Below are 25,772 nucleotides of genomic sequence, written 5' to 3' on the forward strand. Positions count from 1 at the left end.
CGCACTAAACAAACCAGCGAACATAAGTCCGCGCTACTGCTAACGTCCGAGAGGCGAAAAATATCACACGCGCAGCGTGTTATAGTCGCCAAGACTCAAATCATGAGGCACGCCGGTGACGGTAGCGTGGTTGCCGATCATGGAATTGGTCACGTTTGTGTTCAATACCGTGGCCGATTCCTGCACAATTGAGTTAGAAACAACAGACTGGCGCACGTTGGCATTGTTGCCTAATGACACGTGAGGACCGACCACCGAATCAGTGATTTTTACATTCTCACCAATATATACTGGCGGAATTACAATGGAATTAGTGAGCGTGGCCGATTCAGACACAAGGTTTTCGCCGCGCTCCTGCAGATACTCCAAGTAGCGCTGGTTGGTAAACACCGTAGCATCCTTGTTACCACAGTCGAGCCACTCAGTTACGCGGCCGGGCACGAAGGTCGTACCCTTGTTCTTCATGTTTTCGAGGGCATTGGTCAGCTGAAACTCGCCTTTGTCCTTGATATTGTTGTCGAGCAGGTATTGCAGCTCATCGCGCAGATAATCACCGTCCTGGAAATAGTAGATGCCGATGATAGCCAGGTCGGAAACGAACTCGGTGGGCTTTTCTACGAAATCTGTAATCTGACCCTTGTCATCCAACTTCACCACGCCGAAGGGCTTAGGATCATCAACGCGCTGTACCCAAATGGTACCGGCTGCCGAGCTGTCCAAGGTAAAATCGGCCTTGAATAACGTATCGGCGAAAGCCACTACCAGCGGTCCGCTGAGCGAATCTTTCGCGCACAAAATAGCGTGGGCCGTGCCCAGGGGCTCATCCTGATAATAAATAGATCCTTTGGCCCCTACCGACTCGGCAATTTTCACCAAGCTTTTCTCTACTGTCTCGCCAAAGCGCCCTATGATAAACGCCACCTCCTCTACCTGCTCCCCACAAACTTTCGCAATGTCTTCTACGAGGCGCTGCACGATAGGCTTGCCCGCAATTGGAAGCAGGGGCTTAGGAACAGTGAGGGTGTGGGGGCGCATGCGCTTGCCCATGCCGGCCATCGGGACGATGATTTTCATGTAGTAGGTAGTTTGGGTTTGCTAGTTTGAGTTGATCGGAATGTATACTAACTGAAATATTGTAGTTGGGTTGCTTTTAGAACTTGTTAGCGTTCGCGAAGTCAGTCTTAATTGACTCCCGTGCTGCCGTAGCCGCCTGTTCCACGGGTTGTTTCGCTCAGCGTGGCGGCTTCCTGCCAAACGGCAGTTTCGTGGCGGGCCACCACCAATTGAGCAATTCGTTCCCCATCCTGCACCACAAACTCTTCGTCCGACAGGTTGACTAATAACACCTTCAGCTCGCCACGGTAATCGGCGTCGATGGTGCCGGGACTGTTGACGATACCGATTCCATGCTTGTAGGCCAAGCCGCTCCGAGGCCGCACCTGCACCTCATAGCCCACGGGAATTTCCATGAAAAGCCCCGTTGGAATAAGGGCTCGTTGCAAAGGGCGCAGCGTGACGGGTTCCGTGAGATAAGCGCGCACGTCCATGCCCGCCGCGTGAGCAGTCTGGTAAGCCGGCAATGGATGCGTAGAGCGATTAATAACAGGAATCAGCATGCGACAAATATAGACCGAACGGCAGATTAAACGATTTATGGGCAAGTAGTGACAGGCAAACGAATATAAGGTGAGCGCCATTAAAAGCGAAGCCTAGCAGCAGCAGCCTAAAAGACAATTTAGCGACTGGGGGGCTTTTTACTGGTTTTCGGCCGCTGGATTAGGCCTGCTTAACCTGAGGCTGGGGTTTGCGCGTCAGATCGGCGCGCTCCACTAAAAAAATGCCCCCCACAAAGCCTAGGCACACCAATAAATGAAAAGCATGCCGCAGCCAATAGTCCTCAATATCGATAAACCAGGCAGCAGCCACCAGCCCAACGGCCAGCAACAGCCACGCACTAATACGCAGCACCGGATAAGGCACGGGGAAGTAGCGGTTACCCAGCCACCAACAGATAGCGGCCATCATAAAATAGCAAGCCAGCGTAGCTAGGGCGCTGCCCATATAACCCAACACTGGAATCAGCAGAAAATTGAGAGCCACGGTGAGTACAGCCCCGCCTAGACTGATGTAGGTACCATAATACGTTTTGTCGGTGAGCTTAAACCATACCGATAAGTTGTAGTACACGCCCAAAAACAGATTGGCGAGCAATAATATAGGTACCACCGCCAAGCCCGTGCGGTACTCTGGGTTGCGCAGCAGCAAACCAAAGTCTTCGATAAAGACGCTGATAACCACGAAAATAACGGCGCAGCACAGAGTAAACCACTTCAGCACCAATGCGAACGTAGTCGGCGAATTCTTATCGGCTGCTTGGGAAAAGAAGAAAGGCTCGGCGGCGTAGCGAAAAGCCTGAATGACCAGCGACATAAAAATGGCCAGCTTGTAGCAAGCGCCATAAATCCCGACGGCCGTCAGGTTGCTTTGCCCAGGATAAAATCCTTCAGGCAGCCAGTACTTGAGCAGGATACGGTCGATTACCTCGTTTACCATCCCCGCCATGCCCATCAGCATCAGCGGGTAGGCGTACTGCAGCATCGGCCGTAACGGGGCCAGATTCAGGCGGAAGCGAAAGTCCAGCAGCTCACGCCACAGCAAGGGAATGTATAGGGCGTTTGCTATCAGATTGATTAGGAAGACATAGCCTACTCCCAACTCCGGATTGTAGATGTGCGCCACCAGGGGCCGTAGTTCGGGGAGCATGCGCCCTTCGTACACATCACGACAGAAAACGATAAAAAACAATGATAAGCCCACATTCACTAAGGTGTTGGTGAACCGAATGGCCGCAAACTTCTTGGCTTTGTTTTCCAGGCGCAGACGAGCAAACGGCACGGCTACTACTGCATCGAGGCCCAGCACCAAGGCAAGCCACACAATGTAAGTCGTGCGGTCGGGGTAGCGGAGCGCGTCAGCTAACGGACCTGATATGAGCACCAGAAACCCGCTGAGCAACACGCTACTGGTTAGCAGCATGCTCATCACCTGGCTGTATAAGTGGCGACGGTCAGTGCCCGGACGGTTGGCGAAACGGAAGTACGCCGTTTCCATGCCGTAGGTGAATACGATATTCAGAAAGGCTACGTAGGCGTACAATTCCGTGACGATACCGTACTCGCCGGGTACAAACCGGCCAGTATACACCGACACGAGTGCGAACGTCAGCGCCCGCCCCATTATACTGCTAAGACCGTACACAACCGTCTGGCTGGCCAGCTTCTTGGCGACGCTCATAAAAGAATAAAGAATGAGGAATGAAGAATGAGGAATTGGCAGCAAGGAAATTCTTCCTTCCTCATTCCTTAGTAAGCGAAGCGTCTTACTTTCCCGTGAAAGCGGCCGGGCGCTTGTCCAGAAAAGCACTAGTGCCCTCACGGAAGTCGTCGGAGCCGCAGCAGCGGCTGAAGGAGTTGGCTTCGGTCTGGTAGCCGTAGCGCTCGGAGTCGTAATAGGCGTTTACGCAGTTAATGACCAAGCCTACCGCTAAAGGTGCTTTACTAAGAATGCGCGTTAGCAACTGTTGGCAAAAGGCCAATAGCTCGGCTTGAGGCACCACATGATTCACTAGGCCCAAGCGCAGAGCTTCATCCGCTTTGATAGGGTCGCCGGTCAGCATCATCTCCAAGGCTTTCCCTTTGCCTACGAGCTGCGCCAGGCGCTGGGTGCCGCCGTAGCCCGGAATCAAGCCCAGGTTTACTTCGGGTTGGCCAAAGCGAGCATTTTCACTGGCTACCCGCAGATGGCAGGCCATAGCCAACTCAGCGCCTCCGCCCAGTGCAAAGCCATTGACGGCGGCAATAACCGGCTTCGTGCTTTCTTCAATCAGGCAGAAAGCATCCTGACCCTGTTCGGCAAAGCGGCGGCCACTGATTTCATTCAATCCAGACAATTCGGCAATATCGGCGCCTGCCACGAAAGCCTTTTCGCCGCTACCCGTCAGAATAATTCCCCTCACCTGGTCCTCATCAAGGGCTTGCTGCATGGCGCCATGAATGTCGCTGATAGTGGCGCTATTCAGGGCATTCAGCTTGGTGGGCCGGTTGAGGGTGATGGTGAGAATGCCCGAAGCGGCATCGAGGTCGAGGAGTAAGTTGTCGAAAGTAGTCATGATGGTGAGGCAGGGCAAAACGGAATGGCCGCAAAGATAAAGCAAAACCGTGGGGGGCCTATTTACCTACAGCTAGCGCTATCCAGCCACGTTAAGCAAATACTTATATATTTACTTAAACCCCTCTCACTTAACCTTTAGGCTTATGAGCGTAATTTCGGAATTCAAAGAGTTTGTAGCCAAGGGCAATGTACTTGACCTAGCCGTGGGCGTTATCATCGGCGCGTCATTTGGCAGGATTGTTACTTCTCTGACCGAGGACATCCTGATGCCCCTTATTGGCCTGGCTACGGGTGGCATCGACTTTAAGAACTGGTTTGTAGCCCTCAATGGGGAGTCTTACGCTACCATCGAAGCAGCTAAGGCAGCAGGTGCCGCGACGCTCAACTTTGGGCTATTTCTGAACGCGGTCATTTACTTTTTCATCATTGCCTTCTGCGTTTTCCTGATTGTGCGCTTTGCCAACCGCTTCCGCCAACCCACGGAAGTAGTAGCCGTGAATGACCCAGGTCCCACGAAGGATCAGGCCTTGCTTATGGAAATTCGCGACGCCCTGCGTCGGCCCTAACACAGGTGAATCATCATTCAAATCACAAAAGCCCCCCAGCAAAAAGACAATTTTAGGCTGGGGAGCTTTTTGAAGTCTCGGTTTGGTTTTAATGGGCAACCTTATCGATTCAACGAAACGCAGCTAGCCCAAAGAAATTCAGGCCAGTAGCTTCACTTACTTTTAGGCGTTTGAAACTAACTACCGGCAGCCCCCGTTGCCGGGACGGGTACAAAAGTTGCCTTTTCGTCGTTTAGTAGCTATTCCTCTCTTTATCTTTTTTGCATGAAAAAGTTTTTAGCTGGCGTGGTGCTGGCGCTTTCCGGTCTGTTTCTTGCGCCTGCTTATGCCCAGGTTACGTCGCCCGCGCCCGATCAGGCGGCTGGGGCCAAGCCTCGTAAGCAGAAAGCAAAAGACGAATCGGCGGACGTAGCGCGTATGCAGCGCCGCATGAATATGAACCCCGATGAGGCGAAGCGCGACCAGCAATTGGAGATTCTGGAGGCTCGCTCCGGGGGCAGCACAGCCAACACTAGCTTCGGCCGCGGCACTGGCCCGGCTCGTCAGTACGATAAAGGCACGGGCGGCTTCACAATCAAAAAATTCAAAGACAAGCGCATCGGAACGGCCAAGCAGAAGCGCGGCCTCTCGCGGGCCGCGCCCGGCATCGACCCGAAAGGCAAGCCGTTGAAGCATAAGAAGCGTAACGGTTTCTTGTTCTTTTAGCCATTATAACCTCGCTTTAAATGAAAAAAGCCCCCCAGACCAAGTCTGGGGGGCTTTTTGGCGTCTTACTGAAATCGATAGGTGAGTCCCAGCTTCAGGTACGACATATCATAGCCTACTTCTCCGAAAGCCCCAAACCGCTCGGTGAGGTAGTAGCGGGCTCCGGCAAACAGCCCATACGCTAAGTGCAAGCCGTCGCCGGTATAACGGTCGCGTTCGGCAGCAGGTGAAACTTCATTTTTATAAAAATTAGCCCGTATGCCTAAGCTGATACCACCGTATGTATCGAGTTGAGGATTAGTAGTGAAGTTGTAATGGTACGTACCGCGGCCCATCAACACGATGTCGGTCCAGGTAGCATCTTCATCGCTGGTAGGGAAATCGTAACGGTAGCCTTTATAACCGATTATTCCTCCCAGCCCAATTGTCCCGGGTCCAATGCCTTCTACCACACCGCGGTCATAAGCTATCGTGAATGCTGGCGCGCTTTTCAAGCTCCCAAACAAATCATAGCCATTATTAGGGCTCAACAATCCTAGCCCCAAATTCACTATCGAGTAACCTTTGCGAAAGGTAGGAGTGCTTTCAGGGGTGAACAGTTCGGGGAAGCGAGTATCCAGAGGCGGGATTTCGTCATCCGCTGGAGCCTCTACACGGGGTGGAACTGACTTTGACGGTTTTGAAGCCGGTTTACTGGTTGTTGGCTTGGCAGCAGGTCGCCGGACAGTTTGGGCCAATGTCAGCGAGGTCAGGCTCACCCAAAGCGTAAGGCAAAGCAGAAGCGAAAAAGCTTTCATAAGTAGTAAAAGCAGCTAGCACATCAGCACCAGCGGGTAGTTAAGGTAGTCTGCTGCAAAGCTAAGCGATTCTGCGCCCAGCATTATGGCTTTTGACTAAACGTAAAAAGCCCCCCAACGGTATGTTGGGGGGCTTTTTCTTAATTCATGTTCAATCGGTTGCTTTCTACAGCGTCCGCTTCACTTCTTTTTCCTCGAAACCTTCGATGTTGTCGCCTTCGCGCAGATCATTGAAGCTCTTAACTGAGATACCGCACTCATACCCCTGGCGCACTTCCGACACATCGTCTTTGTAGCGCTTGAGGTCTTGAATTTCGCCGGCGTACACTACAATACCGTCGCGAACGACGCGTACTCGGGTGCGGCGGGTGAAGGCGCCTTCCGTCACCATACAGCCGGCAATAGAGCCCACTTTGGTAATGTTGAACACCTGACGAACCTCCGCGTTGGCTACCACAATCTCCTGCACCGACGGGGCCAGCATGCCTTCCATGGCATCTTTCACCTCATTGATAGCATTGTAGATAATTGAGTAGAGACGGATATCGATCTGCTCCTGCTCGGCCAATTTGCGGGCGCTTTGCGAAGGACGAACCTGGAAGCCAATGATGATGGCATCGGAGGCCGAAGCCAACAGTACGTCCGATTCGGAAATGGCTCCCACGCCTTTGGCAAGGATGTTCACCTTCACCTCAGGAGTAGAAAGCTTGAGCAGCGAGTCAGATAGTGCTTCTACCGAACCGTCCACATCACCTTTTACAATCACGTTCAACTCCTTAAACGAACCGATAGCCAAGCGGCGACCAATTTCGTCGAGGGTGATGTGCTTCTTGGTGCGCATGCTCTGCTCACGCGAGAGCTGCTGACGCTGGGTAGCAAGCTCACGAGCTTCACGCTCGGTTTCCATCACCTGAATTTTATCACCTGCCTGCGGAGCACCGGTTAAACCAAGTACCTGCACCGGCGTGGCCGGTCCGGCCTGCTTCATTTTCTTACCGCGATGGTCGGTCATGGCCTTTACGCGACCGTAGTGCGGACCAGCCAGCACCACATCACCTACTTTCAGCGTACCGGTTTGCACCAGCACCGTCGTTACGTAGCCACGGCCTTTATCCAGCATGGCCTCGATCACAGTACCAACAGCATTGCGGTCAGGGTTAGCTTTCAGCTCCAATAATTCAGCTTCCAGCAATACTTTCTCCAGCAAGTCTTCTATGCCGAGACCCGACTTAGCCGATACTTCCTGCGATTGGTACTTACCACCCCACTCTTCCACCAGGATGTTCATAGCCGACAGCTCCTCCCGAATTTTTTCGGAGTTAGCGCCAGGCTTGTCAATCTTGTTCATCGCAATAACGATCGGCACACCAGCAGCTTGCGCGTGGTTGATGGCTTCCCGCGTTTGCGGCATCACAGAATCGTCAGCCGCAATTACGATAATAGCGATGTCCGTCACCTTGGCACCACGGGCACGCATGGCCGTAAATGCTTCGTGACCTGGTGTATCAAGGAAGGTAACGCGCTTATTAGAAGCGGTCATTACATCGTAGGCACCGATGTGCTGGGTAATACCGCCGGCTTCGCCTTTAGCTACCGTAGCATTTCGGATATAGTCAAGCAGCGACGTTTTACCGTGGTCGACGTGGCCCATGATGGTAACAATCGGCGCACGAGGTACTAAGTCTTCTTCGTTGTCTTCAACCGTAACATCGGTTTCCTCTTCTTCCGCTGATAGGAATTCCACGTCGTAGCCAAACTCGTCGGCCACGACAGTGATAGCTTCCGCGTCAAGACGCTGATTGATGGAAACGAACATGCCCATATTCAGGCAGACCTTGATTACTTCGTTCACCGACACGTCCATGAGCGAGGACAAGTCATTGGCCGAAATAAACTCAGTAACTTTCAGCGTTTTAGCATCCAGCTCGTTCTGAGCGCGCTGGGCTTCACGATCCTCTGCGCCGCCTGCCCGCTTGTCGCGGCGATACTTAGCACGGTTGTTTTGGTTGCCACCACGGCCGCCACTTAGCTTAGCCAGCGTAGCCTTGATCTGCTCCTGAATCTGCTTATCGTTCTGCTCTGGGCTATTAGCAGCGGGAGTAGGCCGGGGGCATTTTGGTTTTGCCCTGGTTGGCCTCCTGGGCGCGGGCCGGGACCACCGGGACGTGGGCCACCCTGTCCTTGGCCGCCGGCTGGACGAGGCTGACCGGGAGTATTAGGACGGTTACCCTGGTAACCACCACCCTGCTGTCCACCTTGACCGCCCTGACCTCCCTGGCCAGGAGCAGGCGAGCCGGGCATAGCAATACGCTGGCGCTTCTTCTTATTATCTTGGTTTATACCACTCTTACGCACATCCGACGAAGCCACGGGGCGGGCGCCCCGGCCACCACGGCGCGAAGCGTCCGTGGGTAGCTCAATCTTGCCCAGCACCGTCAAACCTTTCAGCTGATCAGCTTTGGCTACGATTGTGCTGTCTTCAACAGTCGGTGCCACTGGTTCACTTGGAGTCAAAGGAGGCAGAGTCTGAGCAACAGGAGCAGCAGCAACTGGAGCTTCCACTGGCGGAACTGGAGTTGGTGCTGGAGCCGGTGCGGATTTTACTTCCGCTACTGGAATTGGCTCGGGAGTAAGCGCTGCCACTTCTTTTGGCGCGGCGGGTGCTGGCACTGGCTCTGGCGCAGGGGCTGGAGTCGGTGCAACCGCTACTGGCGGCGTGGGGGCAGCCGCTACTACTGGCGCAGCAGCCTGAACTGGAGGCGCAGGGGCAGCCGGGCGAGGAGGCACAGGACGTCCTTTCGCGTCTAGCTCAATCTTGCCCATCACCTTTAAGCCGGGCACCTTCGGAGCTTCGGCTGGTGGCACGGGAGACGACGTAGCAGGTGGAGCCGGGGCAGGCGCAACTTCTGCAACCGCAGGAGCTGGGGCGGCTGACCGAATTTCCTCGGCTGGCTTTGAGGGTGCTTCAACTGGGGCGGGCGCAGCAGGGGCACCGTTGGCCTTAGGAGCTACGGGTTCGGGGCGGGCATGGGCAGAAGCCTCGTGCTCGCTCTGGCGCTTAGCTTGGCTGAGCCTGTCAGCTTCGATCTTATCCTGAGCCGATGACTCAAAAGCTTTGTCGAGCAGGGAAACCTGCTCGGCCGTCAGCTTTGTTGTCGGCTTATTCTCGATCTGGTGCCCTTTGCCCGCCAAAAAATCCACGATAGTGGACAAGCCAACGTTCAGGTCTTTGGCCGCCTGATTCAGCCGTTTAGTTGCTACTTCCGCCATTCTATGCTCGCGAACGATACTCGTATTGAGGTGCAAAGGTACTACATTAAATCTTGCCGAACGGCGTTGAATAGCGCCGCTTGGCACAATTCAACGCCCTTGCCGGACCGGCCGCCGCGCACTCATTGCGCGTCGCCGGAATTTGCTTGTTCTTCCTGTTCTTCGTTGTCTTCGAATTCCTGCTTGATAATGCGGAAGAGATCTTCGACCGTTTCCTCTTCCAGTTCCGTGCGGCGCACGATATCTTCCTTGCTGACGGCTAGTACGGCGCGGCCCGTGTCAAGACCGATTTTCTTCAATTCGGCCAATACCCAGGGCTCTACTTCGTCCTGGAACTCGTCGAGGGCGATATCCTCGTCGTAGTCACCAGCTTCGCGGAACACATCAATTTCCATTCCTACCAAACGGCTGGCCAACTTGATGTTGGCACCGCCGCGGCCAATGGCCAGACTAACTTGGTCGGGTTTTAAGAACACCGAAACCCTACCAGTTTGTTCATTGATTTTCATCGAGCCAATCTTCGCTGGCGATAAAGCCCGCTGAATATATAGCTCTAAGTTATCCGTATAATTGATGACGTCGATATTCTCATTCTCTAATTCTCGCACAACAGCGTGGATACGAGCGCCTTTCATTCCTACACAAGCGCCTACCGGGTCAATGCGATCATCATAGCTCTCTACAGCTACTTTGGCTCGCTCGCCCGGTTCGCGCACGATATTTTTGATGGTGATTAAGCCATCGTAAATCTCGGGTACTTCCTGCTCGAACAAACGCTCCAAGAACGCCGGTGCTGCTCGCGACAGAATGATTTTAGGAGTACCGTTGATAACTTCAACGCGGTGGACTACGGCACGCACGCTGTCGCCTTTGCGGTAACGGTCTTTTGGTATTTGCTCCGACTTGGGTAGTACGAGCTCGTTTTCTTCTTTGTCCAGAATCAGGGCCTCGCGGCTCCACACCTGGTACACTTCGCCGGTCACGATTTCGCCTACCTGATCTTTGTACTGCTGGTAGAGGTGGTCGCGCTCCAGGTCCTTCACGCGCTGAATCAGCGTCTGACGCGCCATCAGCACAGCGCGGCGGCCGAAATCCTCCAGCTTCACTTCCTCAGCTACTTGCTCACCTACTTCAAAGTCAGCCTCAATTTTCTGGGCTTCGGTCAACGGAATTTTATCGAAATCCCAAATATCCTCGGAGTTGTCGTCCACGATTTCGCGGTTGCGCCAAATTTCCAGGTCGCCTTGGTCCACGTTCAGAATTACGTCGAAGTTCTCGTCGGTGGTATACTTTTTCCGGATCATCGTGCGAAACACGTCCTCCAGAATGCTCATCATTGTGGGACGGTCGATGTTCTTGGAGCGGGCAAACTCGGCGAACGATTCAATTAGCACGTTGCTGTTCATAAATCACAGATTTTGCAGATTTAAAGAGATTGCGCAGATGCGAAAAGCAAGCAGCAGTTACAATTTAAGCAGATATTACTGGTTGAGCAGCAGTTGCCAGGGCTGGAAATTTGCCCCCCAGAGGTTGGATGAATCCGAATAATCGGCTTCGTCCAACAAAACCTGCATTTCTATTTAAATGAAATCACGACCCGGGCCTCCACGATAGTTGAGAAGGGGATAAATGCGGCGGGCAGGGTTTTGGTTTTACTCTTTTCTTTTATTTCCTCAACGAGTTGAATGCCTTCGGCTTCGGTCGCTTCGAGGGTGCCGGTTTTCTCAGTCCCATCGGCGAACTTCACTTGCAGCTTGCGGCCCACGTGGCGGGTGTACTGGCGTGAATCAGTAAAAGGCTGGTCGGCACCGGGGGAGGTAACCTCCAGCGTGTAACTGGCTTCTTCTCCGTACGCCTCGTCGATGCGGTGGGCCAGGCGGCGGCTTACGCGAGCATATTCTTCAATACCCATGCCCTGCTCGCTGTCCAGGATGGCCGTAATCTTGGGACGAACGGCGGAGTCGGACACGGTAAGGCCCACAACGAACAACTCCGGGCCGGATAGGCTTTCCTGGAGCATTTCGAGTAGCTGGGTACGGTCAAAGTGCATAGAGACTGAACTAGGTGACAAAAGAAAGAGGGGACGACTCGTCCCCTCTTTTTAACTTCATTGCTGGTGCAAAGATAGTACAATATTCGGCTGAATGCAAGGCTGGCCAGAAAGCTCCCTTTGTGTCTTTGGGCCAGCCTTGCGTGCAGCTTTCTGCGTGTCAGCTGGCCCCTAGTTATACTGATTAGGTAATCGTGCCACGCGACCGGGAAAAGCTTACCGCTTTATCTCTACCCAACCCTTCGTTGACTTGCCTTCCGTGTCGCGCAGCAGATAGTAGTATACCCCATCGGGCAGTTTGTCGCCGCCCCAGTCATTCTGGTAGTTATCCACTTCGTACACTTTGCTGCCCCAGCGGGTAAACACCGTCAGGTGGGCGTTCTTGCAGCTTATCCGGGGGGCAAATGTGTCGTTCAGGTTGTCGTTGTTGGGCGTGAAAATATTAGGCATTTGCACCTTCCCTACTTTTACGGCTGCGAACTGTGTAACCACGGTGCAACCAGCGTATCGGGCCGTAAGCTGCACGGGGTACGTGCCAGGGTTTTCATATACATGGCTAGGCGCCTCCTCGTTGGAGGTAGTACCGTCGCCGAAATCCCAGCTAAAGCTGCCACCAGCTAATATGGGCGCAAACTGCATGGTGAAGGGCGCCAGACCGGTGTACTCCGGGGCGGCCTGACACTCGGGCGTATTCAGGCTTACGTTGGTAGCCGAGGTGGGCGCAATGGTTACTTTACGAGTCGATACTATTTTGCAGGAGCCTATAACTACGGTGTAATCCAGGGTAAAAATGCCCCCCAGATTATTCGTGTTAGGTGGGGTGAACATCCCATCAGCCGTGACGCCGGTACCGCTCCAGGCGCCGCCGGCCGGTGAGGCGCGCAAGAGCCGGAATGCCCGCGTTTCGTCGGAGCACAGCGTGGTGTCGCGGCCGGCTGATACGGCGGGCTGGGCGTCAACTACTATCGTGCGGGAAAGGGTACCGCAGCCGAGAGTATCGGCCAGCGTGTAGGTTAGTACATGGGTGCCTACACCAGCCGCACTCGGATTGAACGTACTCCCCGTGACACCTCGCCCACTGAAAGTACCGCCGGCGGGCGTAGCCGTGAGTGGCACAGCAGCGGTATTACTGCACACGGTGGCCGGGGGGCAAATGTGATAACCGCCTCGGGAGTTACGGTCATGCGCAGGAGCTTGGTGCTCAGGCACACGCCAGTCGTGTTCACGGTATAGGTTAGCGTAGTGCGGCCCACCAAGGAAGCGCTAGGCGTGAACTGATAGCCTCCGCCAGCAATGGCCGTAACCCCAGGGCCGCTCCAGATGCCACCAGCCGGGGTACCACCTAAGCGTTGCGGCCCAGCGTTGTAGCACACCGTACGATTGGGTCCCGGATTAACAACCTGCGCCGCGAAGTCGATCTTGAAAGAGGCGTTGTTGCAGTTAGTAGAATTGTTGGTGGTACTGTAATAATTGGCTCCCGGTGGCACTGGAAAGGCCGAGCTGCCTCTACAGCCCCCGCAGACGGCCTGGTAGATGGCGCCGCGCTTATCGAAGCGGGAAGTACCACCGTCTACGTGTTCGCCCTGGCCGCCATTCTGGCCAAAGAAAGTGGCATATTCTATAGCCGTCATGCCGGGCGTGAACTGCACAATATAGAAGTCGGAGCCGTCGGTGGTGCGCTGCGCTGCATCGGCGGTGGTAGGCAGGCCTTGCGTATTGCCGCCGTTGGAGTTGGTACTGCCTCCCCATCCACTCACGTAGATACGCTCGCAGTCGTCAACCAAGAAAGCCGTCAGCGACAAGTCGGGTGCGGCGCGGCCGCTGCCAAAGGTGGTTGAGTACAAGCTCGTAGTGAGCGTATTATCAAGCTTCTGCACGAACTGTCGGCCATTAGCTACCCCATACAAACCAGGCGTGCGGGGGAAAGCACCACGAGTCTGACCTAATATATAGATGTTGGCAACGGCATCTAATTGCAGGAAGTAAGCCTGGTCCGTTTCGGGGGTGCCCACGTAGGTAGCATGCGTCAAAGCCGAGCCATCGCTACTGATACGCGCCACAAAACCATCGACGCCGCCGCGCAGCTGAGGCTGATACCGACCACTGGTAGCGGCAATGTTAGTACTAGTGGTTCCGCCGCTTACATATACGTTTCGGTCGTCGTCTATTTGGATAGAATAAGCCCCATCTGACCCGGAGCCGCCCAAGTAGCTGGCCCACAATACCGTGCGGAAATCGGCTGATAGCTTTACGACTACCGCATCAGAATTGCCCCCCAATGGAGCATTACGAAAACTATTGCGAGCAGGAAAGTTCGTACTCGTGGTGGTTGAGGCGATGTACACATTTCCTTCCGTATCGGTAATTACATCACCCCGGAATTCGTCGCCGTAGTTTTGGGTCAGGCCTGTAGTACCGGGAATAATGCCGTCCGTACCGCTCCCTCCAATAAAAGTGGAAGCCACTAGCGTGCTGCCAGTGCTATTGAGCTTGGCCACAAATATGTCGGCCCCAGCGTCATAATCCATGCCTGGACCGGTTGCTTGGGGCACAATCCGTGGGCCACCGTTGAAAGAATTGTCGAATGTAGTGCGGGAAACGGGGAAGTTATTGGAACCCGTGGAGCCCAGAATAACCAGCTCGTTCTGGCTGTTCACCACCAGGCTATGTGGGGCGTCAATCAAATTGCCCCCCAAGTAAGTGGCGTACAAGCGGGCGGCGCTACCTCGCACACTCGTGTTGTATTTAATAATAGCGACATCAACTCCACCCCCAAAGCTTTGGCTAAAAGCCCCCGGAGAAGCCGGATAGCCCAGCCCAAACACGATACCGCCGGAGTACATATTGCCTTGCGCGTCGTAGGTAGCCGTGTAGCCCCAGTTATCAGCTGTGGAGCCGGTATAGGATGAGAAAATGACTGTGGGGTCGATGATGAGAGGTTGGCGGGAATCGTAAGTGCCCAGGCGGAAGCTGACCACGTTTTTCTCCAGCACAAACGCACACGCCACCGGTACGCGCTGCCCCTTTATTTCCTGCCACGCCTGTGGTGTTTGCTCCGTGACGGTGCCCACGCTGATTTGCACCACTAGCTGACCGTTTTCCAGGCTCAGGCGCTCGGCGCCGGTATAGCGCAGTCGGATGGCAGACGGCTTGCCGCCTGGCTGCACGGTGAAATCGTACTCCAAATTGCCCCCCGCATTCTCGTACACGCGGGCACCGATGCGTGGGTACACATTGGCATAGTTTACCTGCCGAAATCCCCGCACGCTGGAGGCCCAGTGCTTGGCGTCGTTGCCCAGAAAGTAATTGCGAAAACCGGCCGTTGGCTCGTCCGGAGTAAGGCTGGTGGCTGAGCTGCCGCCTTCAAAAGTGACGCGGTAAGCATGCGCCCGTAGCTTTTCCGAGATGGGGCCGTCGGGGCTGGAGTGCTCCTGGTGACTGCGCAAGGCCTTGGGATCAACGAAGGCGTAAGTGAAGCCTGTCTTTTCGAGGAAGAGCCGTCCGGCGGGCAGCTCGGCCATGTACCGGGCCCGGGCATCCCACTGGCCCTTGTTTTCAACAAACTCTAAGGATTTGGTAGTCGGGGCCGATGCTGCGGGCTTTGCCTGCACTTGCGCTAAGACAGAAGCCGCAAGCAGAATGGTAAATAGCAGCAAACGTAGGGTAGAATACAGCATAGTGACAGCTAAATAAGGATAGCGCAAGCTACGATTTATTGAGGCTGCTTCAGTTAGTTCAAAGTAGGTGAAGCAGCGGAATTTTGCCCCCGGCTTACCCCTTATCATCGAATGAGCGGCGGTGGCATTCCCGGTGCATGCGCTACCTTTGCCAGGCTCCGTCCTTAAGGGTTAATTATTCGTGCGTCGCTCCTTCGCTTTCAAGTGTACTCTGCTGGTTTTGCTGTGGCTTTTGGTAGCCATTGGGTGCGTGCAGATTCCGGCCCATACGTTCTGGCCAGCGTCTTTTGTAGCGCTTACCTTGCCCGTTGCGTTGGCGCTGAACCTCTTAGCTGCCGTTTATTGGCTTTTGCGCGACTGGCGTGTAGCGGCCCTGCCCCTGCTGGCTGCCCTGCTTACCTGGCCACATTTCCAGCGGGGCGTGGCGCTGCACCCGTTGCATACAGCTCTGGCTCCTACTGGCAAAGCGGACAAACAGGTGCGGCTGCTGAGTGCCAACGTGCGCATCTTCAATGTGTACCCGCAGCTGCGCGACCCTGATCTGGCATCATCCAAAAAGATGATTCAATGGCTGGCTGATAACTCAGCTGATGTACTGTGCCTGCAGGAGTTTTATAACGAGCCCCGCGGCTCGCGTGAGAATGGTCAGGTTTTTCGGTCAGTCGATAAGATTGGGCAGAAAGCCGGGCGGGGGGCTTTTTTATCCAAAACGCTGACCAATAGAATTGGAGCGGAGTTTGGTCTGGCTATTTTCTCTCGTTTTCCGATTGTAAATCGGGGCACTATTTTCTTCGGCAAACTCACGCAGAATCACGCCATGTTCGTCGACGTTCGTCTGCCCGCCGGCGACACGATTCGGGTGTATAACTTTCACCTCCAGAGCATGAGCATGGAGGAAAAAGCCATTGTCGATAGCTATTCGAGCCGGGAAGGATTGAAGCGTGAGGGCCGCGGACTGCTGCGCCGCTACAAGCGCGGCCTCATTGCGCGCAGTGTGCAAATCGACACGCTGACCCGCCGTTTTGAGCGCTGCCGCTACCCCATTCTGCTCTGCGCCGACCTCAACGATGTGCCGTACAGCTACACCTACGACCAGCTCGCCGACCGCTTTCAAAACGCCTGGACCACGGTCGGTACAGGCGTAGGCGCTACCTATAATGGCCGCCTGCCTTTCGTGCGCATCGACCACCAGTTTGCCGGCCCGCGCTGGCTGGTAGAAGAATTTCAGGTGCACTACGAAATTCCTTACTCCGACCATTTTCCTACCTCGGGTACTTACCGCTTGCAGTAACACTGCCGACAACCCGATGAACCGGGTTCGCCCCTAGCAAGCGCAATGGACTTTATAGAGCTACAGCGATGTGGGGGGCTTTTTTAACCTAAAAACGAATCAACAACAGACAACTATTTTATTACTATCCGCTCTGAGTTTAAACTACCCATTGAACTTTATATACTACTCACAAGAGTTTTATACTAATAACAGAAGCCTTTTGAGCAGGAAATGCGCTTTTTATTTCGGATTGATTAATAACTGGTAAACCACGTACCAGTTGCTATCCGCTAAGCTTACCAAGCTGTAAGTACTTACTTTTGCTGCATGCACCACCCGCTTTCCCTCTACAACACTCTCAGCCGCCGCAAAGAGGCATTCGAACCCGTGCATTCGCCTTTCGTTGGCGTATACTTATGCGGTCCTACTGTGTATAGTGAAGCTCACTTGGGCAATGCCCGTGGCCCCGTAGTATTCGACGTGCTCACGCGCTACCTGCGCTACCTCGGCTACACCGTGCGCTACGTGCGCAACATCACCGATGTAGGTCACCTCGAAAGTGACGCCGATGAGGGCGAGGACAAGATGGCCAAGGCTGCCCGTGCTCAGCGGCAGGAGCCCATGCAGATTGCGCAGCACTTCGTAAATCTCTACCGCCAGAATATGCTGGCGCTGGGTTGCTTACCACCCGATATTGAGCCCCAGGCCAGCGGCCACATCACCGAGCAGATCAGCATGGTGGAGGAAATCATTGCCAACGGCTTCGCCTACGAAGTGAATGGCAGCGTGTACTTCGATGTGCCCCGCTATAATGCCGAGCAGGACCGCTACGGTAAGCTATCCAACCGTAGCATTGATGACCAACTGGCCGGTACCCGCGACACGCTGGCTGGACAGGACGAAAAGCGTAGCCCTCTGGATTTTGCCCTTTGGAAAAAAGCGTCGCCCGAGCACATTATGCGTTGGCCCTCGCCCTGGGGCGAAGGTTTTCCCGGCTGGCACCTCGAGTGCTCAGCCATGAGCCGCAAATACCTAGGCCAGCTGTCCGACATTCATGGCGGAGGCTTGGATCTTATGTTTCCACACCATGAGTGCGAGATAGCGCAGTGCCAGGGCAGCCATACGCACACCGACGAGTCGCGCTTCTGGGTGCATCACAACCTGATAACTGTGAACGGTACCAAGATGAGCAAAAGCCTGGGCAACTTCGTGCTGCTGGGTGATATGTTCAAGGGTCCGACAGCGACACTTACGCAGGCCTACTCGCCCATGATAGTGCGTTTTTTCCTGATGCAGGCGCACTATCGCAGCCCCGTCGATGTATCGGATGAGGCGATGCAGGCAGCTCGCAAAGGCTACCGTAAGCTCATGAATGGTCTGCGCCTGTTGGACAAGCTGCACCTGCCGGAGGGAACGGAGCGCCAACAGGACACCGAGAAAGCCGACGCCGAGTTGCGCAAGCTCGTCGCCGATTGCTTTGTGGGGCTTAATGACGACCTGAATACGGCGCGCGCAATAGCCAGTCTGTTTAATCTACTGCGCAAACTCAACGGATTCTTTGCTAATCTGCCAACCCTGGCTACGGTAAGCGAAGCGGCGCTGGAAGAGGCAACTACTGCTTACCACACGTTGGTAAGCGACATTCTGGGTCTGCAGGATGAGCCCCGCGCCAATGCTGAGCAGCTGCTGGATCTTACCTTAGGCTTTTACCAGGAAGCCAAGGCCACGAAAGCCTACGATAAAGTAGACCAGATTCGGGCCGCGCTTAAGGAGCAGGGCATTTTGATTAAAGACCTGAAAACCGGTGTCGACTGGGCGTACAGCGAGGAATAAAGTCTGTAACGCCAAGCTCCAGCTTGGTGAATCGTTGAGGCCGTTGTTATGTAGCGCGAAGCTCCCGCTTCGCGTATCGTTGAACGACTCGCATCGGGGGGCATTTTCAACAACTGCAACAACGCACCAAGCTGGAGCTTAGCGTTACATTATTTAGCCGCACTTTATGAAGCTCTTTCGTTTTGCTCCTGTTGCTGTAGTTGCGCTGCTGGTGCTCACTGGCTGCCCCGACCGAAGCCGACAGGAATCTGCCACCACTAAAGAAGAGCCCGCCATGCGTGCTGCTCCCACTTTTAATGCTGATTCGGCTTATGCTTTTACGGCCAAGCAGGTCGCTTTTGGCCCGCGGGTGCCCAGTTCGCCGGCCCATACAGCGTGTGGCGATTGGCTGGTAGCCGAGTTCAAGCAAATGGGGCTTACCGTGCGTGAGCAGCCATTTGAGGCAATGGCCTGGGATGGCAAAATGCTGCGTGCCCGCAATATTGTGGCTCAATTCGCCCCCCAGGCGACCCGCCGCGTAGCTGTGTTTGCCCACTGGGATACGCGCCCCTTTGCCGACAAAGACAAACAAACTCCGAACGCCCCGCTCGACGGCGCCAGCGACGGCGCCAGCGGCGTAGCCGTAGCCCTGGAAATGGCCCGCGTGCTGAGCCAGCAGTCGGATAGCACGGCTCCGGCTGTGGGGGTCGATTTTATTCTCTTCGACGCGGAGGATTATGGCTATGACACCGCTACGCAAGGCAAACTCGAAAATAAACTGGCCGCTCAGGGCACTGATAGCTGGTGCTTAGGCTCGCAATACTGGTCCAAAAACCTGTTGCCCGCCGGCTATAAGCCCAGCTACGGCATCTTGCTGGATATGGTAGGTGCCCAAAACGCTAAATTTAGCCGCGAGCAGCTCTCCCGCGAAGTAGCCCGCGACGTGGTAGACAAAGTATGGAACACGGCCGCCCGCCTCGGCTATTCCGATTTTTTCCTGTTTCAGGATAGCCCCGGCATTACCGACGACCACGTTTATACCAATCAGGCTGGCGTGCGCACCATCGATATTATTGACCATTTGCCTATCGGCGACGACTATTTCCCTGCCTATCACCACACCACTCAGGATAATATGAATATCATTGACCGGCGTACGCTCAAAGCTGTGGGGCAAACGGTGTTGCAGACGCTGTACGCTGAATAGCAACTGGAAAAATTTGAAAGAAGGAAGCCCCGCCTGATCAGGCGGGGCTTTTTTATGCAGTGGTTATTACTAGTGTCATTAAATATAATTGAGTTTCACACCAGTTTCGTCTACCACCATCTGCGAGCTGCGGCCACAAATCAAGGCCATATTAAGCGGCTCATGCCCTACAGGAAATCCGTAGGCAACCGGAAAATCATACTTGGCGGCGTAGGTCTGAATGATTTCGTAGGGCGTTTGGCCGAAAGGAATAGCGTTGTCGTTGGAATCGGTGAAATGTCCCACGAGTAAACCGGCCAAGCCAGCAAGCTTACCAGTGCGGTCGAGGTGCACCATCATGCGGTCGATATTATAGAGATACTCATCAATATCTTCAATAAACAGAATCCGACCGGCTAGCGAGCAGTCGGATGCAGTGCCGGTAATGGTTTGCAGCAAGCTCAGGTTGCCACCAACCAACTCGCCGGTCACGGTGCCCAAGCGGTTAAAAGGATGCTGGGGGGCAAAATAGCTGATCGGCTCACCGAATAAAGCCCGTCGCAGGCTCTCCAGCGCCTCTTCGCCCCCAGCCTGATTGAAAAGCAAAGGCATCACGCCATGAATACTTTCGTGGCCCAGCGCCAGCAAGTGGCAATTAAGCGTAGTGATGTCGCTGAAGCCAGCAATCCATTTGGGATTATCAGCAAAGCGTGAAAAATCGAGCTGGTCGATGATGCGGGTAGTGCCATAGCCGCCGCGGGCGCACAAAATGGCACGGATACTGGGGTCGTCGAGCTGCTGCTGAAGATCTTGGCGTCGCAGCTCATCGGGGCCAGCAAACTGATGGTGCTGTGCCGTAACGGTAGCTCCTAGGATTACCTCCAGGCCCCACGCAGTTAGGATTGCAATGGATGCTTCTAATTCCTCATAGGCAACTTTACGGGCAGGACACACAATAGCGACTCGGTCGCCGGGACGCAAGGCAGGTGACGGGGTAGGCATAGCTGGGGGCAAATTTGGCCGGCCACAAACCTACGGACAATCCAGCGCTTGCCAGAGTTATGGCCCCTCTACTTCTACTTAGCCAGCGACATCTCCGCAATGCCCTTATTTGAACTTAAGCAAGAGAGCAGTGGACAACTATTTTTTTATGGCCATTAATTTTACCTCAGCAAAATAACAGGCATAAAAAAACACCATGCAGTGCACGGTGCCTTTCTGAGCTATGAAAACAAACTTAGTTATCGAAAAACCCAAGCTGAATAGTAAGTCAAGAAGAGTATTCCAGCCCTACATTCAGTATAAACCCTCCGATAACAGGGCGAAAGGTAAGTCATTTTTAATTGCATAAAAATTCTATTCGCCGAACTCACTTATTTACTCGGTGAATACTATGTTTCAGGGCACAACTTCTATGCTACAGCAGTTTGACAGAGTCAACCGGCGCTACACTAGGTTAAGCCGGCTCATCAGAATTGACTTGTAAGAGTTGCCAATAGGAATAGACAGCGTATTGCTCCCACTGTCAGAATGCCAGTTGCGCGCCCCCTCAATAAGAGCGAAATCAGCTTCAATAGCCGCAATGCAATCGAGCCGCACGATGTATTTGCGGTGTACACGCACAAAATCGCGAGCCGGCAGCTTGGCCTCCAGCTCTTTCATGGTGCTGTACACGGTATAGCGCTCTTTGGCCACATAGATATTTACATAGTCGCCGAGGGCTTCCACGTAGCGAATATCAACCGTTTCCACCCGCAGCAGCTTATTATCCTGCTTAATAAAAATCTCGGCGCGGCTACCCATATACAAGGACTCAGCCGCATCGTTGGCCATGCGCAGCAAGCCATCCAGCTTGCGCTGCTCTTGCTCCAGCTGCTGGCGCGCCCGGCGCAATTCCAAGTGTGAAACTACCTCACGGGCCACGATGCGCAAGGCACTACGCTGGGCCTCGGTGAGGCGGTGCGGTACGGTGTCGAGGGCGCAAATGGTACCGAGAGGAATTCCTTCGGGCGTGATGAGTGGAGCGCCTGCGTAGAAGCGAATGTTTGGAGCAGCCTTTACCAAAGGGTTATCGCAAAACATTGGGTCCTTCGTGGTATCCTCAATCTCGAAGACATCTTCTCCCAGTATCGTATGCTGACAAAAGGCTACATCTCGCTTCGTGCTGTCGCTCGTATCCCACCCCACTTTGGCTTTAAACCATTGTCGGTCAGCATCAATCAGGGAAACCAGTGAGATGGGAGTTTCACAAATAAAGCCCGCCAACTGAGCTAAATCGTCGAATACCTGCTCGGGCGGGGTGTCCAAAATCTGATAATTGCGCAGCACTTCCAGCCGAACGGCCTCGCTCTCTTTACCCGAGGCAGCAAAGGGAAGTGAAGGAGCTTTAGTGGATGAAGCTGGCTTAACAGACATAGGGATAGGAAAAAGCTAAAAGAGCAACGATAAGCCTTTGATTTCAAGCGCAATTAGCTACTATAAAGCAGTTATAGCTAAACTATGAACCGGCATTTTAAAACGATGAAATTAAGATTTTGCGCGTTAAACCAACTTCGAGTTCATAATATGCAGAGTATTATTACGGCAAAACCACAGGCAACGGATTCAGGTTTGTTTAAAAGGACTACCAATCATTAGGCTAAGACGCCTGCTTACTACAATTTTTAAAATTAACCGGTACCTTTACCAATCCTGTCGCGTATCGACTTGCGTATACTTGGTTTGTTCCTACCAAACGGCCTGAGCGCCCCCTACTATGACATTTAGTTCGCTTTTTCTGATCGGCAACTTCGGCACGACCGAGATTTTGCTGATTGTATTCGTGATTATTCTGCTGTTCGGCGCCCGCAAGATCCCCGAGTTGGCAAAAGGTCTGGGCAAAGGCATTCGTGAGTTTAAAGATGCCTCAAAGGAAGACAAGCCAGAGTTTCAGGACCGGCCCGTAAATCCGAACGATCCTACCCAACCTCGCCTGTAAGTCTCGATCATGAATAATCCTACCTTCCTGTTCTTGGGCGACCTTGGCGGCGGCGAAATTATGCTGATTGTGCTCGTCATTCTCATTTTCTTTGGTGCTAATAAAATTCCAGAGCTGGCACGTGGTCTGGGCAAAGGCATTCGTGAGTTTAAGGATGCCTCCAGCGAAATTCGCAGCGAGATTGAGAATGCGGGTCTGCCAAAGCAGAACCAGCCCTATCAGCAGCCTAGCGCGTCCAGCTATGACACGACGCCTCAGCATTCTGCTATTGACCAACCTACCATCACGTCGGTGTCATCGACAGAGCCTGTTGCAGAAACGATCGTAGCACCGCCCATGGACGGCGGAATTGCCCCCCAGCCTGCTTCCGAGCGGCCTCGCCTCGATCAGTCATCCAATTGATTGCCCGCATCCCTTGAGACGTTTTAATTCACTTACCGAAGTTCGCGACGAGCTGACGGCAGGCACTACCACCTGTCGTCAGCTCGTGGAGTATTATCTGGATAACATTCAGAAGCAAAGCTACCTGAATGCTTTCCTAGAAGTATTCACGGATGAGGCGCTGGCCCAGGCCGACGCTGTGGATGCCAAGCTGGCGGCTGGTACGGCCGGGAAGCTGGCGGGTATGGTTATCGGCCTGAAGGACGTGCTGGCTTACAAAGACCACTCGCTCCAGTCCAGCAGCCATATTCTCGACGGGTTTAAATCGCTTTATACGGGTACGGCCGTGCAGCGCCTCCTCGACGCGGATGCCATCATCATTGGTCGCCAAAATTGTGATGAGTTTGCGATGGGCGCCTCCAACGAGTCATCCTATTTCGGCCCCGCCCGCAATGCCATTGACCCTGACCGGGTACCCGGCGGCTCCTCCGGTGGTTCAGCCGTTGCCGTGCAGGCCGATCTGTGCCTGGCTTCTATTGGATCTGATACGGGTGGCTCGGTACGTCAGCCGGCGGCATTTTGCGGAATAATAGGATTTAAGCCGTCTTATTCCCGGATCTCGCGCTATGGGTTGGTTGCCTACGCATCTTCCTTTGATCAGATTGGCACGCTAACGAACTCCGTTGACGACGCGGCTTTGCTGCTGGAAGTAATGGCTGGCCCTGATAATTTTGATAGCACCGTTAGTCAGCAGCCAGTGCCAGCGTACAGTGAGCTGCTAGAGCCCGCTCCCCATGTGCGCATTGGCTACATCCGGGACTGCCTGGAAAGCCCTGGGTTAAACCCGGAGATAAAGGCAGCGACGGAAGCTGCTCTTGATGTACTGCGTGGCCAGGGGCATGTAGTGGAGGAGGTAGAGTTTCCTTACCTCGACTATATCGTTCCCTCCTACTACATTCTGACTACTGCTGAAGCCAGCTCCAACCTGAGCCGCTACGATGGGGTAAAGTTTGGCTATCGCGCGCCTGACGCGACAGATCTGGAGTCATTATATAAAAAAACCAGGTCGCAAGGCTTTGGCCCTGAGGTTCAACGCCGTATCTTGTTGGGCACCTTCGTATTATCAGCTGATTATTACGATGCCTACTATACCAAAGCGCAGCGCGTTCGACGTTTGATAAAAGAGAAAACAGACGAACTGCTGCGCCAATATGATTTTCTGGTACTTCCGACTACGCCAACCACGGCGTTCCGGATTGGAGAGAATGAAAAGGATACCTTAGCCCTGTACCTGGCTGATATTTTTACGGTACAGGCTTCGCTGGCCGGTGTGCCAGCGGTATCGGTACCAGCCGGACACGACGCGGCGGGGTTGCCCATTGGGCTGCAAATTCTGAGCGGAGCTTTCCGCGAGGAGCATCTACTGGCTTTCGCCAAATCTGTAGCTGAATCGCTCACGCCTGTTTTGCCCTGATGAAAAAATCGTTGTTGCGCACTGCCGTTCTATTTCTGCTGACCCTTGCTGTTGCCCGCCCAGCGGCGGCCCAAAAGCTTGCTAATCCGAAACCGGACGTTCAGCGCGCCAACGACGATACAACTCGCGTGCTTATCGAGCTACTGCCCGACACGCTAGCGTTCATTGAGCCCCTACTACCGGATACAGCCCGGCTACGGTGGCTACAAAAGCCCCCCGCCGTTCGCGACCTCGTGGCAGATCGTATTGCCTGTCTGGAAACCGACGTGCCGCATACGTTCAACAGCTCGGTAATGAGCTTTGTGGACTATTTCACCATCCGCAACCGAACGTATACGCAGCGCATTCTGGAACGCCAGAACCTGTATTTTCCGCTGTTTGAGAAGTATCTGGCGAAGTACAACCTGCCGCAGGACTTGAAATATCTGGCCGTAGTGGAGTCAGCGCTGCTGCCGCAGGCTAAGTCGCGGGTAGGAGCGCTGGGCTTGTGGCAGTTCATGGGCCCCACCGCCAGCGACCTGCGGCTCGCGCGCAATGAGTACGTAGATGAGCGTATGGACCCCGAGAAATCGACGGAAGCAGCCTGCAAATACCTGCGCGACTTATACCGGATGTTTGGCGACTGGGAACTCGTGTTAGCTGCCTATAATTATGGCTCCGGCAACATCCGCAGGGCCATTGCGAAGGCCGGCGGCAAGCGGGATTTCTGGGCTATCTACTCGTATCTGCCGAAGGAGACGCGCAACTACGTGCCCACATTCACGGCTACATTCTACACCCTGCAGTACGCGCGTGAGCACAGGCTCCACTCAGACTCGCTGCGGTATCAGTACCCCGAGGTCATGGACACGTTGCTCATCTCTGGCCGGTCGCTGGATCTGCGCAAGTTTTCGGCGCAGTTTGGGCTTGATTCGGCGGCAGTTTCGCGCTACAACCCTGAGTTGCGCAAGCCCTACATCCCCGAAACGCTCCGCAACTATTCCCTGAAAGTACCCGTGCGGGTGCGGCAGGAGCTGGCTGCTCAAGACCGAAATCTATTCCTGGATTTTTGCAAAGTATCCGTCCCTCCTCCCTCGCCGCTGACGCCACGTCTGCCTGTGTTTCAAGGATTTGGTTTCACTTCTACGGCTGTAGCAGCAACTAACACGCCCGCGCCGGCTGAGCCAGGCCAACGCAAAGTGCGTCATACGGTGAAGCGCGGCGAGACGGTGCGAGGCATAGCTGCCCGTTATGATGTAACGACTAGTCAGTTGGCCCGCTGGAATGGTTTGCAGCGCGGTAAGGCATTGGTGCCCAAGCAACAACTGGTTGTTCTTCTGCCAATTACTGAAAAGGCCACGCCGAGCAAAAAAATGGTGGCAGCTAACAGGCTGATGGTACCCGAGAAGCTGCCTTTACTAAGTGTAAAAAGCCCCCCACGGTAGCTAAAGCTGC

The 25,772-nt window shown here is 54.2% G+C and carries 20 protein-coding genes and 1 pseudogene; 9 read left to right on the forward strand and 12 right to left on the reverse strand.

Features of this window, described 5'->3' with window-relative positions:
- Positions 1-63 precede the first annotated feature (63 nt).
- The 4 genes from MKZ35_RS13950 to MKZ35_RS13965 all read right to left on the reverse strand — a co-directional run bounded on the left by MKZ35_RS13950 (position 64) and on the right by MKZ35_RS13965 (position 4,168).
- Complete coding sequence (locus tag MKZ35_RS13950; RefSeq protein WP_482513849.1) at positions 64-1,074, reverse strand: sugar phosphate nucleotidyltransferase; 1,011 nt, start codon at positions 1,072-1,074, stop codon at positions 64-66.
- Positions 1,075-1,181: 107 nt separating this feature from the next.
- A complete protein-coding gene (gene dut / locus MKZ35_RS13955) occupies positions 1,182-1,616 on the reverse strand; it encodes a dUTP diphosphatase (RefSeq protein WP_482513850.1) in 435 nt (144 codons plus the stop codon).
- Between the two features lie 160 nt (positions 1,617-1,776).
- On the reverse strand, positions 1,777-3,294 hold the full coding sequence (locus tag MKZ35_RS13960) for a lipopolysaccharide biosynthesis protein (RefSeq protein WP_482513851.1): 1,518 nt from the start codon (positions 3,292-3,294) through the stop codon (positions 1,777-1,779).
- Positions 3,295-3,379: 85 nt separating this feature from the next.
- Positions 3,380-4,168, reverse strand: a complete 789-nt coding sequence (locus tag MKZ35_RS13965) for an enoyl-CoA hydratase/isomerase family protein (protein ID WP_482513852.1) — start codon at positions 4,166-4,168, stop codon at positions 3,380-3,382.
- A 145-nt stretch (positions 4,169-4,313) separates the two neighbouring features.
- On the opposite strand from MKZ35_RS13965, the gene mscL reads away from it, so the two are divergent.
- Both mscL and MKZ35_RS13975 read left to right on the forward strand, forming a co-directional pair.
- Entirely contained in the window at positions 4,314-4,736 is a 423-nt protein-coding gene (gene mscL / locus MKZ35_RS13970) for a large conductance mechanosensitive channel protein MscL (RefSeq protein ID WP_482513853.1), read from the forward strand.
- Between the two features lie 264 nt (positions 4,737-5,000).
- Positions 5,001-5,441 carry a hypothetical protein gene (locus MKZ35_RS13975; protein ID WP_482513854.1) on the forward strand — a complete coding sequence of 147 codons (441 nt, stop codon included), beginning with the start codon at positions 5,001-5,003 and terminating at the stop codon, positions 5,439-5,441.
- 65 nt (positions 5,442-5,506) lie between these two features.
- Here the strand turns inward: MKZ35_RS13975 and MKZ35_RS13980 are convergent, their stop codons facing one another.
- From MKZ35_RS13980 to MKZ35_RS14005, 6 genes and pseudogenes are all read right to left on the reverse strand, one after another.
- Complete coding sequence (locus tag MKZ35_RS13980) at positions 5,507-5,935, reverse strand: hypothetical protein (RefSeq protein ID WP_482513855.1); 429 nt, start codon at positions 5,933-5,935, stop codon at positions 5,507-5,509.
- A gap of 469 nt (positions 5,936-6,404) precedes the next feature.
- Positions 6,405-9,508 (reverse strand): annotated as a pseudogene (infB, locus tag MKZ35_RS13985) (translation initiation factor IF-2).
- Between the two features lie 122 nt (positions 9,509-9,630).
- On the reverse strand, positions 9,631-10,914 hold the full coding sequence (gene nusA / locus MKZ35_RS13990) for a transcription termination factor NusA (RefSeq protein ID WP_482513856.1): 1,284 nt from the start codon (positions 10,912-10,914) through the stop codon (positions 9,631-9,633).
- A 170-nt stretch (positions 10,915-11,084) separates the two neighbouring features.
- Positions 11,085-11,558: a ribosome maturation factor RimP gene (locus MKZ35_RS13995; protein WP_482513857.1), complete on the reverse strand. Its 474-nt coding sequence runs from the start codon at positions 11,556-11,558 to the stop codon at positions 11,085-11,087.
- A 216-nt stretch (positions 11,559-11,774) separates the two neighbouring features.
- Complete coding sequence (locus tag MKZ35_RS14000) at positions 11,775-12,674, reverse strand: T9SS type B sorting domain-containing protein (protein WP_482513858.1); 900 nt, start codon at positions 12,672-12,674, stop codon at positions 11,775-11,777.
- Complete coding sequence (locus MKZ35_RS14005) at positions 12,587-15,235, reverse strand: DUF7948 domain-containing protein (RefSeq protein ID WP_482513859.1); 2,649 nt, start codon at positions 15,233-15,235, stop codon at positions 12,587-12,589. The genes MKZ35_RS14000 and MKZ35_RS14005 overlap by 88 nt, the downstream gene beginning before the upstream one ends.
- 181 nt (positions 15,236-15,416) lie before the next feature.
- Here MKZ35_RS14005 and MKZ35_RS14010 point away from each other — a divergent pair, with 181 nt between their 5' ends.
- From MKZ35_RS14010 to MKZ35_RS14020, 3 genes are all read left to right on the forward strand, one after another.
- On the forward strand, positions 15,417-16,526 hold the full coding sequence (locus MKZ35_RS14010; RefSeq protein WP_482513860.1) for an endonuclease/exonuclease/phosphatase family protein: 1,110 nt from the start codon (positions 15,417-15,419) through the stop codon (positions 16,524-16,526).
- A gap of 309 nt (positions 16,527-16,835) precedes the next feature.
- The gene (gene cysS / locus MKZ35_RS14015) at positions 16,836-18,341 is read left to right on the forward strand and encodes a cysteine--tRNA ligase (protein ID WP_482513861.1); all 1,506 of its coding nucleotides are present in this window, start codon (positions 16,836-16,838) and stop codon (positions 18,339-18,341) included.
- Positions 18,342-18,507: 166 nt separating this feature from the next.
- On the forward strand, positions 18,508-19,527 hold the full coding sequence (locus MKZ35_RS14020; RefSeq protein WP_482513862.1) for a M28 family peptidase: 1,020 nt from the start codon (positions 18,508-18,510) through the stop codon (positions 19,525-19,527).
- A gap of 78 nt (positions 19,528-19,605) precedes the next feature.
- Here the strand turns inward: MKZ35_RS14020 and MKZ35_RS14025 are convergent, their stop codons facing one another.
- Together MKZ35_RS14025 and MKZ35_RS14030 are read right to left on the reverse strand one after the other, a co-directional pair.
- The gene (locus tag MKZ35_RS14025; RefSeq protein ID WP_482513863.1) at positions 19,606-20,508 is read right to left on the reverse strand and encodes a S66 peptidase family protein; all 903 of its coding nucleotides are present in this window, start codon (positions 20,506-20,508) and stop codon (positions 19,606-19,608) included.
- A 444-nt stretch (positions 20,509-20,952) separates the two neighbouring features.
- Complete coding sequence (locus tag MKZ35_RS14030) at positions 20,953-21,921, reverse strand: LytTR family transcriptional regulator DNA-binding domain-containing protein (protein WP_482513864.1); 969 nt, start codon at positions 21,919-21,921, stop codon at positions 20,953-20,955.
- 340 nt (positions 21,922-22,261) lie between these two features.
- Here MKZ35_RS14030 and MKZ35_RS14035 point away from each other — a divergent pair, with 340 nt between their 5' ends.
- Genes MKZ35_RS14035 through MKZ35_RS14050 form a run of 4 tightly spaced genes read left to right on the forward strand, consistent with a single transcriptional unit; the run spans position 22,262 to position 25,762 of the window.
- Entirely contained in the window at positions 22,262-22,483 is a 222-nt protein-coding gene (locus MKZ35_RS14035) for a Sec-independent protein translocase subunit TatA/TatB (RefSeq protein WP_482513865.1), read from the forward strand.
- 9 nt (positions 22,484-22,492) lie between these two features.
- Positions 22,493-22,885, forward strand: a complete 393-nt coding sequence (gene tatA / locus MKZ35_RS14040) for a twin-arginine translocase TatA/TatE family subunit (RefSeq protein ID WP_482513866.1) — start codon at positions 22,493-22,495, stop codon at positions 22,883-22,885.
- A 13-nt stretch (positions 22,886-22,898) separates the two neighbouring features.
- Entirely contained in the window at positions 22,899-24,338 is a 1,440-nt protein-coding gene (gatA, locus tag MKZ35_RS14045) for an Asp-tRNA(Asn)/Glu-tRNA(Gln) amidotransferase subunit GatA (RefSeq protein WP_482513867.1), read from the forward strand.
- Positions 24,338-25,762, forward strand: a complete 1,425-nt coding sequence (locus MKZ35_RS14050; RefSeq protein WP_482513868.1) for a lytic transglycosylase domain-containing protein — start codon at positions 24,338-24,340, stop codon at positions 25,760-25,762. The genes gatA and MKZ35_RS14050 overlap by 1 nt, the downstream gene beginning before the upstream one ends.
- Positions 25,763-25,772 lie beyond the last annotated feature (10 nt).

The organism is Hymenobacter sp. R533113 (assembly GCF_056835965.1).